The 13,253-nt window shown below is 55.1% G+C and carries 7 protein-coding genes; 1 reads left to right on the top strand and 6 read right to left on the bottom strand.

Annotated features, from left to right (window positions below; translation table 11 throughout):
* Position 1 precedes the first annotated feature (1 nt).
* Positions 2-3,097 (top strand): hypothetical protein, encoded by a 3,096-nt coding sequence (locus tag K5Q35_RS15670; protein WP_220800230.1) that lies wholly within the window; start codon positions 2-4, stop codon positions 3,095-3,097.
* Positions 3,098-3,130: 33 nt separating this feature from the next.
* Here the strand turns inward: K5Q35_RS15670 and K5Q35_RS15665 are convergent, their stop codons facing one another.
* The 6 genes from K5Q35_RS15665 to K5Q35_RS15640 form a co-directional block, all read right to left on the bottom strand.
* Complete coding sequence (locus K5Q35_RS15665; protein ID WP_220800229.1) at positions 3,131-5,413, bottom strand: mechanosensitive ion channel family protein; 2,283 nt, start codon at positions 5,411-5,413, stop codon at positions 3,131-3,133.
* A gap of 186 nt (positions 5,414-5,599) precedes the next feature.
* Positions 5,600-6,364, bottom strand: a complete 765-nt coding sequence (locus K5Q35_RS15660) for a hypothetical protein (RefSeq protein WP_220800228.1) — start codon at positions 6,362-6,364, stop codon at positions 5,600-5,602.
* A gap of 173 nt (positions 6,365-6,537) precedes the next feature.
* On the bottom strand, positions 6,538-7,863 hold the full coding sequence (locus K5Q35_RS15655) for an AarF/ABC1/UbiB kinase family protein (protein WP_220800227.1): 1,326 nt from the start codon (positions 7,861-7,863) through the stop codon (positions 6,538-6,540).
* A gap of 248 nt (positions 7,864-8,111) precedes the next feature.
* Positions 8,112-9,428 (bottom strand): HlyD family type I secretion periplasmic adaptor subunit, encoded by a 1,317-nt coding sequence (locus tag K5Q35_RS15650; protein ID WP_259650556.1) that lies wholly within the window; start codon positions 9,426-9,428, stop codon positions 8,112-8,114.
* A gap of 1 nt (position 9,429) precedes the next feature.
* Positions 9,430-11,520, bottom strand: coding sequence for a peptidase domain-containing ABC transporter (locus K5Q35_RS15645; protein ID WP_220800226.1), 2,091 nt, complete (start codon positions 11,518-11,520; stop codon positions 9,430-9,432).
* Positions 11,520-13,247, bottom strand: coding sequence for an ABC transporter transmembrane domain-containing protein (locus tag K5Q35_RS15640; RefSeq protein WP_220800225.1), 1,728 nt, complete (start codon positions 13,245-13,247; stop codon positions 11,520-11,522). The genes K5Q35_RS15645 and K5Q35_RS15640 overlap by 1 nt, the downstream gene beginning before the upstream one ends.
* Between the last annotated feature and the right edge of the window lie 6 nt (positions 13,248-13,253).

Here is a 13,253-nt window from a genome sequence, read left to right as displayed (position 1 = left end):
AGTGACACAGCTTAACGTTTTTACGCTGACACCACAGGCCGCTGCACAGGCCCTGCAGGATAATGGGCTGGATGCTTTGGGCCTGACCATGGCGCGCCTGTCAAATGCCTGGGGCAGCGCCAATCCGACTTTTGATGCCAACACATTGAGATTGACGCCATCAGGCAACGCACTGGCCCCATTTCGCGGCACGCTGGAGTATCTTGATCAGGGCCATGAATTCCGAGATGTAACGGGGGCTGGCATTGCCGGGCCGGTTGCGGCCTTTCGACTTCACCCCCAAGCCGTTGAACGCCTCAGCCGCTTGATGGCGCGCTATGCCGTGGCCCCTGCACCGCACCACCGCCCCGTGCCGGAAACGCTGGTGTTTACAGGGGCCGTTCCCATGCCGGACCGGTCGCCCCAAACCTATGAACCCGGTGAAAGCCTCGGTCGCACGGAACCGATGAGCTTTCATGACGGGCGCGGGTTGATCATTGACCCGATTTCCATCGCGGCGTTGTTTGATGATCTGATCACCAGTTTTCCGGCCCTCGATTTCTCAAACGGTGGGGGCACAGGCGGTGCAGGCGGGATTGGTGCGATTGCAACCGGTCTGGGTGCTGCATCCGGCGTTGTGGTGCAGGTGGTGGATCTGCATGGATCGCCCTTCGTGAGCCATCTGGGCGATGTCGGTGTGGAAAAGCAGGCCGCTGATACCACATCCACGGGAGTTCCGAATGCCTCGGGGCTGATGACACTGGCTGCAAATGAAACGGTTGCAGCGACCGGCGCGAATGCTGCAAGCCGCGTGCGCTTGGGGTGGGCGACGGGCGGCACTTTGGCTGCCGGGCCCTTGACGCAGCCCGCGCTGCCGGGTGGCGTGTCGTTGCCGAGACAGTTCCTGCGCGCCTATGCGGTTGATCTGGATTGGCATCTGCGTGGGAACCGCACCACCAGCGCCGTTGCTGGTGTGCCCGGTGAGGATGGGGATATGCCGTCGGATCTGAAACCGCAGGTGCGAACCGAAGTTGTGATAGACTACGTCGTCGATGGCCCGGACCTGATGGCGCGTGCGGATGCTGTGCTTGCAAGGGTTGATGGTGCACCGGGCAATCCGCTGATGTTTGCCGTCGCGCCGATTATTGACGATTTGGTCCCTGCGCCAACCGCGCCGGGTGCGGCGGCCCGCTGGCCTACGTTTCCGACCCCGGCAGGTATTGGCATGTTCGGCCCAAACCCGGCGCCGATCGTAGGAGCCACGGCGACATGGACTGCGGATGAAGATGTTATCGTTCAGATCGTTGCTGACGCTGTGCCTGATGGCAGTGCTGTCAGGCTTTATAATCAACGGTTTATTTCCATTCCCGCAATCGGAGAGACGCCGTCATTCAAGCGCGGTGATGGCGGTGCTGCAATTGCGGTGGCAGGCCAGCCGACGCTGATCCGGGTGCACAACCCGCTTGGCCTGAGCGCAGGTGACCCCAAGCCGGACCCGGCGACGTTGGTCTTTGATCTAGTGGTCACACCACGCGGACAAAACCGGCGTCTGTTTGCCGCCCGAACTTTGCAGATTGCGCCCGGACCTGCCGCTCTGCCGCCTGACGTCTTTGCACCTGCGCTCGATCGTATGGGCGGTCTGTCCGATAATTTGAAATCGGTGGCCCCAGTCCCGATTTTCGGTACGGATGCCGGGCCTGATGATGGCGCAGCTGGCACGCCCGTTGATGCGGCACGTGCGCTGGCGTCCGAAACGGTGCCGCGCATCGGGCCGAGGCTCCCGACTATGGCGCGTCTGGAAGGCATCGTCGTAAGTGGCATCGGCTCGGTCAATGTCAGCGCCGGTCTTGACTGGGACGGGGTGCTGAGTGCCGCGTCCTGGTCGCGTGATACGATGTCAGCCAGCCATGCGCAGGGCAACCCGGGCAACCCGCCCGGGCCGGATACCCACAGTAGTGCTGTGCGTGTCGAGGGGGCGCTGGGCTATGACCTCGCACGCCACGCAGTGCGCCGTGTGCAGCCATTCATTCCCTTGCCCGGTGGCCCTCCTGTCGGGCAGGCGCCGGGCTGGTTGGCGATGTCAGGAGGGGATAATATGAACCCGCCCGTGCGGGCAGGTGGGGCACCCGCAGGAGCCACATCATCCGGTGTGTTGCTGCAATCCATCGCGGCAGTGGCCGAAACGCCAGAACTGTCGCTATTGCCTGATGGCAACCCGCTCAACTCAGCCACTCCACTTGATTTGCAAACTGTTATCAATGATGTGGCTGGTGCGTTGGGACTGCCGGCCCCCACGGTGGATGTGACAAATGGTAACCGCTTGCTGAACGAGTTGCGTCGCGAATATGAGCTGTCGGTCCACGGGGCGCGCGATGCGCTGTGGTCTTTGGCGCGAGCGTTTCACGAAGCGCAGGAATTGGTTTACGTGGAAACGGCTGGCCTTGCCCGCACAGTTCATGCCGGTGCTGGCAGCGGTGCGGTCTCGGTGGACCTGATCCAGATATTGGCCGATCGTCTGGCTGTGCAACCGCGGCTCAAGGTCATTCTATGCACCCCGCGCGAAACCGACTTTATCAATCCGCCATATGTGCGCGCCGCGATCCAGTTGCGCAACGAAGCGCTGCTGGCGCTGCAAAGCGTGGCCGCAGATCGTGTGGTCGCCTTTCACCCGGGCGCCTTTCCGGGGCGGGCTGCGCGGCTGCAGGGCACGACCGTCGTTGTGGATGATGTCTATTCCCTGACCGGTGCCACACATTTGCGCAGACGTGGTATCAGCTTTGATGGCAGTGCTGCGGTGGCCTCTGTCGATCATACCATCGCCCAAGGTTACAGCGCCAAGGTGCGAAATCAGCGCATCCAATCGATGGCTGGACGTCTCGGTGTCGTGCCGAGAGATGCCAGTGGGTTACCCTCGTCGGACTTTATCCGGCTGCAGCGCCCCACGGCGGCATTTTCGTTGGTGCAGGACCTCGTCGAACAAGGCGGTCTGGGACGGTTGGAGCCGAACTGGGACGGACCGACAGACGCAAGCGTCATCGCGCAAACGGCCGCTGTTGCGGACCCTGACGGCAGCGATGGCGCCAACCTGTCCCTGTTTCTGGCAGCCCTTCTGGCATGAAACCAAAGACGGTCTGGAAACGCTAGGCGCGGGCTATTTCTTGGCCGCAGCGGCCTCTGCTGCTTCCTGCTCTATCTGTGCCTGCACTGCACCGCTTGCTGCTGCTTCGACGGTGGTGCGTTGCACATCACTCAGGTCGTCATGATCCTCCAGGCCGGGCATCGCGACGCGAACTTCCCGACGGGCAAATTCGATGCCGTTTGCTTCAAACTCTTTGCGGACACGGTTGTAGATTTCTTTGCGGATGGTGAATTGCGTGCCGGGTTTGGCCATGAACTTACCACGCATGACAATGCCCACATCGTCGAACTGAAACACGCCCTGGCTTTTGAAGGGCTCAAGAAAATCATCCTTGAATAGCGGGTCTTCCAGCATTTCCGCACCGATTTTCTTGAAGATCTTTTTGACCTTGTTGGGGTCGGTGTCAAAGGGCACCGTAAACATCAGCTTCATGATCACCCAGTCGCGGCTGAAATTGGTGACCTTTTCCACGCTGCCATAGGGAATCGTATGCACATTGCCGCGGTGGTGACGCAATTGCATGGAGCGTATGGAGATCTTTTCGACCGCGCCCATCGTGCCACCAACGTCGACGTATTCTCCGACCCGGAATGCATCATCAATCAAAAAGAAAATGCCTGATACGATATCGGTGACGAGTTTCTGCGCCCCGAAACCAATGGCCAGACCAAGTATCCCCGCCCCGGCAAGCAATGGCGTAATGTCGATGCCAAGCGTGCCCACGGCAAGCAAACCAAAGACGACGCCAATGGCGATTTGTGAGGCCATCAGGATCAGCGGCAAAACGGTGGCAAGGCGCGAACCTCCCGCTCCACCGCCTTCACCGGCTTCCTGATCCGACGTCAGGCTGGAGGATTGTTCACGCGTAAGGCGGCGGTTGATCCACAGCGACATCAGCTCGAACACGATGTAACCGACCGCACAAGTGACCAGAAACTCAATCAGATTGCCGATGAATTGCTCACCTGCACTGGTCGCGCCCACGTTGGACAGATCGATTTCCCAAGCGCCGGCAATGATGAGGACAATCATGCCAAAAGCGAGCACGCGCCCGATGCGGATCAGGCTTCGTTTGTTGGATTTATACGCCTGCTCTGCGACAGGACCTTCACCGATCATCGGAGGTTGCAGGTGGCGCACCAGACCGCGGATGATGGTATCAATAATCGGGGCCATGAGCAGCCAGAACATCGTGGTGTAATGTGGTGCTTTCAGCAGCAACGCGATATTGCCAAAGCCCGCAACAATCGTCGACAGCGCCCAGGTAAAGACAGACACAACGACCGCAAATACCGGATAGTACTGCGCGACCTGCTCATCATATCTGGTGCGGTCAGGGTCATTGCCCCGCATCATTTCGACAAGACCATCGCGGGCCGTCCATGCGATGACGATGATATAGACGTGCAGCGCAAATGTGAGCCAGAAACCGAGGCGGGTCTCGCCGATGGGCACGCCGAATTGGGCGTTAAAACCGATGATGAACATCGTGAAACCGCCCAGCAAACCCAATCCGATCAGGTTCCGGTGCAGGTATTTCGCCCAGTGATCACTCACGCTGACGAGACGGTACTGCGGTTCATACGGGGCAAGCGCAAAGCGCGACAGCGCCGCAATCAGCCTTGGCACCAGCACCAAGAGGCGCACCGCCGGAGCAAGGATGGCAATCTGCTGTGGGGTCAGGAAAGACGCGCCAACGATGCGGATAACGATGTAGAAAACGGCAAGACCCAGAATTTCCCGCCCGAACCGTTTGGCCAGAAAGAACAGTGTATCACGCAGTGACCCTGTCTCTTGGACGATTGCTTTTTTGGTACGCCGCTCAAGCGTCTTGGTAACCAGCAGTTCTGCCGCATAGCCTACAGCCAGGATGCCAATCAAAAGCCCGAACAAAACCGCAAGGCCACTCGCGCCGAAACTCGTTGCGAAATTGCCGAAAGCTTCGAACTGGCGCACAAACAGGATCGGAACGCGCTGAACAGCCTCAACGATGGGTGTGTAGAACGCTTCCCATGTGCGTGTCGCAGCTAGCGCGAGTGATTGAACTTCAGCTGTTTCTTCGGCGTTTCCTGTTGCAACGGCATCGAGCCTGTCCAGCAGCATGACCCGCACCTGATCGTCCGACATGCGCGCAACCATTTCGCGGATAGCCTCGGACGACAGCGGATCGGGCATCTGTGTCGTGTCCGGTTGGCTCGTTACTGTTTGCGCGTGAACTCCGGGTCCGGGCGCAACAATTGCAGCGAAAATCAATGAAAAAAAGATGACTAGAGGCAGCGCGAAACGAGTTAGCATGCATATTTCCTGAGGCTATTACCTTCGCCTTAAGCATCATGTCGTTTTTTTGCAACCAATAAGTGCGAGCAATTGTCGCGCATCGTATCGCCACAAAGCGCCTGAACGCATTGGCGGGCGACGTGCCGATCATGGCTTAACGTGCAATCACTTGAGTGTCTGTCGTGTTTCTGGATCTGGAGGGGATCACATCAATGCGCAATCGGCACCCGGCGGCAAAGGTGCGGCACCTTCTGGCAGCGTCGGCGAATATTCGAAACTTGCAATGCTTGTGCCGCTGTCAAAAGCGATGAACAGCTGGTTCGATCCGGGTCGTATGGCGATGCCTTCCGGGTCCATGCCGTATTCCAGAAGCGAGGCGGTCGCCAGCAACTGGCCGTCGGCGTCAAATTCATACAGGCTGTTCGTCCCTTCCATGTCATCTACGATCAACAAATGCCCGCTGCGCGGATCGCGCGCGATCCCTTGCGCTTCGCTTAGAGGTGGGGTCAATGTCATCGTGTCGATCCGGCGGATAATTTCGCCCGACGGGGACATCCAGGTCAGATATTCAGGGTCATCTTCGACCATGATCAAGGTGCCATCTGCATCAACGGCCAACCCTTCTGTATCGGCCCATTGCGATGAAATCCGAAATGGATCAGCAAGCGCGACCCCGTTTTTCGTTATGCGCTGAAAGCTTCCGGCTCCGTCTGCGACGAGTAAATGGTCCCCTTCGATGGTGATCGCCTTGATCCGGGAAAGTCCTGAGGAAATGCGGCGCAGTTCCAGCCCATCCAGCGTCAAAAGAATGGCTTCGGGGCCTTCGTTTGCAATCCAAAGCCCACAAAAGGCCGGATCGTAATCAAGGCTGGAGGGGTAATTCAGATCAAACTGGCCTGTCAATTTCAAGTCCAATGCAGACGCCGGACCTGCAAGTGTTATGCAAACCAAGGTGATGAGACGATACATTGTGGTACCTCCGTTTAACGGTGAGTGACTTCTCTGAGACCCTTCAATGACGACGGCGCGCTTGCCGGTTTTTACACACTGCCACAATACTTGACGCGAGTATCGGTTTTTCCATCAAGGGCTGCACCGAGATACCCCGTTACGGTTTTTACTGCGTCGGGGTGCTGTTCCGGTCATGCAAGGTAGGCATCCCAAAGCGTTGACAGATCAACCTTTGCGTTCAAACGCCCGCAGAGAAGAAACACCCCGCCGAGTTTTCGCTGCAACAGCAGAACATCGATCGGTAAGGGTGGCGGCACGAAACCCTCTTGGGCCAGCGCCATGCCTTCTGTTTGCATCTGTTGGGATAAATCTGTTGCGGCAAACTCGAACTCTGTGCTGTCGCGCAGCACGCCAAAAGCAAGTCGGATCATTTTTACAATCCGGTTTTTGTGTGTCTCAGGCGTCTCTGCCACAAAGAACCCGATGTCTTGCGCCGTTTGCGCGATCGCGCCCTTGTCGTCGCTCAGCCCCGCGCGCATCAACGCGCTGTATTGACGTACTATGACCGGATCGAGTGCGCGCGTCGCGCCAAAATCAAGCAAGACAATCTGCCCGGTTTCAGGTTGATACAGATAGTTTGCAAAGTTCGGGTCAGTTTGCATCAGGCCAAAATCGAAAAGCTCTTTCAAAGTCAGCTCTATAAGATTTCTCGCGATCCGGTTGCGCGTGTCCTGCGGCGCATTCTGTGCGCTTTCTATTGGTTCCCCGTCGACATAGCTCATCGCAAGAATGCCGGGCGTCGTCCAGTCGCGGTAAAGTTCGGGGACAATGAACGCCGGATTGTCGCGCAATAACGTGCCAAAGCGCGCGAGTTGCGCGCCTTCCAGAACGTAATCGGTTTCGTCATGCAATTGTTTGCGCGCTTCTTCCAGATATGGCGCGAGCTCAAACCCTTTCGGCAAGAGACCCGACATCCGCATCAGAACGCCGACGTTTGCAACATCGCTGTCAATGCTCTTTGCAACACCGGGGTATTGCACTTTGATCGCCAGATCACGCCCGTCTTTCAACTGCGCACGGTGTACTTGCCCGATGGAAGCTGCGGCGATGGGGCGGACATCAAACTTCTTGTACTTTTGAAGCCAGTCGTCGGGCCAATTGGCGTTGAGCACCTGCTTGAGTTGCGCGGGCGGCATGAAATGCGCGTCATCTCTGAGCCGGGCCATAATCTGGGCAAGTTCAGGGGGCAAGACATCACCAGTGTCCATGGACATCAACTGCCCAATCTTCATCGCAGCCCCGCGCATCTTGGCCAGTTGATCGGCCACGCGGGTGATGTTCTGAGGGGTAAGCAACAGGTCTCGCATGGACGGGCGCTGCCCTTGGCCAAGTTGCGCCAGACCGTTCACGGCCATGTTGCCCGCCACCCCGGCGGTCATTGAACTGAGGCGGCTCAGTCGGGCGATGCGGCCTGATGGGACGGCCAAGGCGCGCGGGTCGTCAGTTTTGTCACTCATGAACGACAGGTAGCGGGCGTGGTCAGTGCGGCAATGGCTGTTCGCGCTTCACTGTGCGGAAAAGCGAAGCTCGGGGCCAATCAGGTGTTGGCACATTTGACTGATTGAGGCTCGGCCGCGTGTTCCTGCGGGCGGGATTTGGATGGCAAGACCGTCTTTGCCAGTTGGTGAATTTCGATGCTTGTTTGGACGGATATTTTGTTCACCACGCCGCAAGAACGTGAAAACTGATGCAACCGGGATATAAGTTACCTCTCCCCGAAGGCATTCTCCAGCGAACGGCTAATTGGCTTGAGCAAGTAAGCCAGTACCGTTCTTTCGTCGGTTACGATCTCTGCAGTTGTCGTCATCCCGGATTGCAGATCCCTTTGCCAAACACCTTCGCCTATCGACGCGTTGTTCAGCGCGACAGTGGCACGAAAGTGTTCTTGGCCAGTATCGACATCCATAACCGAATTGGGTGAGATGCTAATGATTTCGCCTTCTACTTGCCCGTAACGTCTTGGATCGAATGTGTCGAACTTAAGGGCAACCGGATCGCCGGTTGAAATATGTCCGATATCCGATGGGTTCACTTCGATTTCTGCAACAAGGCTTTGCTGGGTCGGAAGGAGTTCAAAAAGGACGTCGCCGACGTTCACGATCTCACCTGGATTTGGAAATCCGATCGCATGTAAAACGCCGTTTGCGGGCGCGCGCAATTTTAATTTATCGCGTTGTTGTGCAATGACTCTGGCCCGATTATCCGCTGCCTCACGTTGCAATTCTAATTCAAACAACTTCTCAGTGTATTTTTCCTCCAGAGACAAACGGTTTTGCGCTGTCGAGGATTGTGCCAGACTAACCTCTTTTTGCAGTTGAGAAAGGCGCACATCCACATCCACAAGACGTGCTTGTAATTGGTCCAGGCGGTCTTTTTGTGCATCAAGGTCGCGAGAGGTAGTTAAACCTTTACTGAATAGATCTTCATCTGTTTCAACGGATATCGTTTTGGCGATGACGCGCTTTTCGGCAAGCTCACGTGCACGTTCCAATGTTTCGAGCGTTTCTTGAAGCCGTATCGTCAACTCCTCCTGTGCGCGTTGCTTGCTGGCGAAGAGTCTCAGTTGCGTTTCAGCAAACTCCAATTCGGGATTTGAAAATGAAACTGAGGTCGGGGTGTCTGATGCAACGCCCGCCAGAATAGCCCGAAAATTCCTCGCCTTTGTGTCAATTGCAGCAAGCTCTTGATGTATGTCTTGTTCATATTGGTCCAGAGTAGCGGAAGATAGCTCCGCTAAGACTTGCCCGTTTTCTATTTCTTGGCCTTCATGAACGTAAACTGATACGACTGTGCCGCTGTCTGGCGCTTGAATCTGGTGGTATCTACCCGTGGGAACAAGAGCACCACTTGCGCGCGTCAATTCAGGAACGACGGTTGATGCGGCCATCCACAACGACCCGCCAAGAAACCCGACAAGCGTCATAATGAAGAGGCTGGCCAGTTTTGGCCCACGCCTTGCTGCACGCGCGTCGGATTTTGCAAACACACCCTTTTTGCCTTGCATCAACTCGGTTCTGGTCATGTCAACTTGCTCCTGTTCGGTTTAGCAAAGCGTTGAATTTCTTCAGGCCTGCGCTGCCGCGGTCATCGGCTACGACCCTACCGTTTTGCAAATATAGATAATGGTCGGCCACGCGTGCGAGATCTGCGTCCTGAGTTGCAACGATGAACGTGCGAGATCCCTTCAAATCTGCCAAGGTTCGAAGCAAGGCATCGCGATGTTGGGTGTCCAGTCCTGCAAGCGGTTCGTTAAGCATGCAAATCGACCCGCCTCTGGCAATTGCTCTTGAAATCCCAAGGGCACGCTGAGTTGATAGCGGCAGCGTGCTGCGAAAAGACTCTGATAGCCTCGTATCCAAGCCATCGGGATAGCTGTCGATTTCATCTGACAGATCCATTTGCCTGAGCGCTTCATGGACGTCATCGCGGCTTAAAGACGGGGCAGCCAGCTTGAAGTTCTGGTAAATTGTGCCGTAAAATAGCTCTGGCTGCGACAGGCAATAGCTGATTGAGCGGCGAAGATCGTCAACTGCGATTTGCCTTAATTCAAGGCCGTCAATCTGGATCAAACCTATGCTGGGTTGGTAAAATCCTTGCAGCAGGTTTAACAAAGTTGTCTTCCCGCTGTTACTGGTGCCGCCCAATACAACAAACTCGTTGGCTTCGATATCGATTGAAACTTGTGAAAGCACGGGTGCGCTCGCTGAATCGTAGCGATGTGTAACCCCAGAAACGGAAATCTGGCCTTTGAGCGTTTTTTGGTGGTTTTGCGCCACGCCGCGCACCATTTCTTCAGGTAAGTTCAAGACGCGGTCACTTTGTGCTTTGCTGTTCCGGAAAGACACTATTTGAGCAGAGTTCGCATAGAGAGCCTGTAAGGGCGTCAGCACTTTCCACACTAGAGACAGAACCGCAATCAAGGCACCAAACGACATATTGCCTTGCATAGCGCTCAGCGTACCGAAGGTTATTGCGCCCAAGCCAGCGATGGCCATCAGGCTTTGACCTAGGTTCTGTGTGACCAATTGGAGTTGGGAAGCCCGACGCGTTGCACGCGCCGCTTTTCTGCTCAGCGCGTCGCTTTGTTTGCTCCAATAGTCAATCAGGCCAAGGCGCTGGATCGCTCGTTGATTTTGCGCGGTTTCAAATACGAAACTCTGTAAGGCCGCTTTGTGTTCTGCGGCACGGGCGTTCAGGGATGTTTGCATAGGAAGCGTAATGCACGCAATCACGGCGAACACGACGATAAGGGCCAGAATCAATAGGGCGATCTGCGGCGACAATACATACAAAACAGCCAAAAAAATCAGAGTGAAGGGTAAGTCGAGCACTGCTACTAGGATCTGACCCGTAAAAATATCCCGAAGGCTTTCAAATTGCCTAAACCTTGCAAGTTGTTGTTCAACGCTGGTTTTTTGAATTTGTGATACGGGTAAGGCGAGTATTTTGCGAAATAGAGCCAAGCCAAGACCGAGTTCTGTTTCGCGTCCCATATGAGCTATGGCCCGAGACCTGATGAGGCGAAAGCCCGCGTCCGTTGCCAATAAAATAAATGCAGCCAAAGCGAGGGATGTAATCAGATCAACTGAACCTGAAGGGATAACACGGTCGTAGATGACCATAATCAGCAAGGGTGTCGCGAGGCTTGCCAGATTGGACATGAACGAAGAAATGACCAGCCATGGCAATAGATTTTTAAAGGTTCCGGTGATCTGACCAAAGCTGTACTGATTTGTGGGTATTCGTTCGCTTTTGAAACGCTCCAAACGCACCAGACGTCCTGCCACACCGCTTGCTTTGACCCAGTGCGGGTCACTTTCTTCCAATCGACAGATGAGGAGATTTCCTGAACTGGCCTCAAGTATCGCTTGCATACGGTCTTGATTGTCAACGAATAACGCGGGGCAATCGTCGGCTTGGATATCGCTTAGTTTGCAACGTTGCGAGGATGTCGGAACGCCAAGGTTCTCAAATGTGCTCACCATGTCGAAAGGTGTCAGTTGATCTGACATATGCGGTACGGCTTCGTACAACCGATTTGGACTGCTGTGCCATCCTGCTGCTGACATGAGTTGGTTCAGCAGGTTGAAGCTGGGAGAGATTGCTTTTTCCATCAAGCGCTCCGTTCTTGAAACGGTCCGGTCATAAACTGCCTCGCTGCCTGACTATCGGCATGATTGTCTTCATCCCATTCATTTATGTTTTCGGTCGTCGCATGGTTAAGATCCACAGACGCCTCTGCGTACTCCAACAGTTTTTGGTCCGTACTCGAAATTATCAGCGTTGTATGTTGGTGGGTGTCTTCAATGAACGACAGGAACCCATCACGCGTTACTTTATCCATCGTTGCTGTAACGTCGTCCAAAATCAGTATTTTTGGTTCCAGCGCCATTACTCTGACAATGGATATACCTAACAAAGCCGCTTGATTGTTTATCAGCGCCGGACAGTCCTGCATCAGCGTATTGTACCCGAGCGGTAGGCGGTGCAGTACTTTGTCGATGCCCAAACGCTCTGAATACTCCAAGGCCTTCGTGATTGTTGCACCGTCGCCAAACGCAGAGATATTATCGAGGACGGTACCAGCAAAAACAACCGGTTGCTGGTCTGCATAACCAATTCCTTTGTTGCCTCTTGCATGGAACATTTCATGCGCAGGCCGACCGTCAATGAGTACTCGCCCCTCTGACGGTATGATCTCACCCAATACGAGCTTCATAAGCGTCGATTTGCCCGAGCCCGTTTTTCCCAGCAAGGCCAGATTTTGATTGGGTAGGATTTCAGTGTTCACACCGCGGAAAAGATATTCATCCCGTGCTGGGTGTCTCATCGCGACGTTTTCAAAGCGAATTCCACCCTCAAGCGATGTTTGCTGCCCAGTGGCGACCTGACGGGATGGTAGTGCGAATGTTTCATCAAGCTTTGAGCGTGACGAGGACAGATTTTCCGCCTGAACCCAAAGATTTAGCGTTTTTAACATCGGCTGTACGGTGCGCCCGTTCAGAAGCATGCAGGCCGCAAGCTCAGCGATGCCCAAGCTGCCGCTAATGATCAGGTAACCTCCAAACAAACCCATTGCTGCAACCGCCATTTGGGAGAACAATGCGCCAAACGATTGTGAAAAGCCGGAAAATTTGATGACCCGTTGGCTGATGTCGACTGTCTGATCCTGAAGCAGTTCATATCGCCGCTTAATCTGCGCCTCCATCGCGTTTGCCTTAAGCGTTTTGATTTGTGACATTACTTCAACGAGGAAGGAGTATCTTCTGTCGTCAAGCTTCTTGCGCTCTTCAAATACCGATGACTGAGCACGTTTAAGCGCGGTTTTGAACACCATCAACAGTGCAATGCTGACCAACGGAACAAGCACAAGCCAGCCGCCGATCAAGCCGATCATGACGACAAAAAGCGCGGCAAAAGGCAGGTCGATCGCCAGGATGCGACCCTGACCTGAGTAATAAGACCTCAGTTGCGATATCGCACCAAAATGATCCAGATGTGCGGCTGGGGTTACTTTGGTGAACGCTTCTGGTTCAGCATTAAGCGTGGATTGAGTGAAACGGGTTGTCAGCGTCTGATCGAAAGCCTCGCCGACGTTACTCAGCAAGACGATGCGCGCCCATTTCAACGAAAATTCCAGTATTGCTACCAAGCACATCCCAAAAAACAGAACAAATAGTGTTTCGGTTGCTTGAAATGGAATAACCCGGTCAAAGATCTGTAGCACAACCAAGGGCAACGCGAGAGCAAGCAGGTTCAAAGCCATTGTCGCCGATAGGACGGCTGTTCCCAGTCTTGGTCGCATCTGCTGCGTTGTGGTTATCTTTTCTTTTCCGGTCATACGAAC

The sequence above is a fragment of the Roseobacter sp. OBYS 0001 genome (assembly GCF_019654895.1).
GTDB classification, from domain to species: Bacteria; Pseudomonadota; Alphaproteobacteria; order Rhodobacterales; family Rhodobacteraceae; genus Roseobacter; species Roseobacter litoralis.
This window is presented reverse-complemented; position numbering and strand designations above follow the sequence as displayed.

Coding starts and splice junctions, on each gene's coding strand:
- K5Q35_RS15660 (WP_220800228.1), bottom strand. CDS start 6,364: ATGTATCGTCTCATCACCTTGGTTTGCATAACACTTGCAGGTCCGGCG.
- K5Q35_RS15655 (WP_220800227.1), bottom strand. CDS start 7,863: ATGAGTGACAAAACTGACGACCCGCGCGCCTTGGCCGTCCCATCAGGC.
- K5Q35_RS15640 (WP_220800225.1), bottom strand. CDS start 13,247: ATGACCGGAAAAGAAAAGATAACCACAACGCAGCAGATGCGACCAAGA.
- K5Q35_RS15650 (WP_259650556.1), bottom strand. CDS start 9,428: ATGACCAGAACCGAGTTGATGCAAGGCAAAAAGGGTGTGTTTGCAAAA.
- K5Q35_RS15665 (WP_220800229.1), bottom strand. CDS start 5,413: ATGCTAACTCGTTTCGCGCTGCCTCTAGTCATCTTTTTTTCATTGATT.
- K5Q35_RS15645 (WP_220800226.1), bottom strand. CDS start 11,520: ATGGAAAAAGCAATCTCTCCCAGCTTCAACCTGCTGAACCAACTCATG.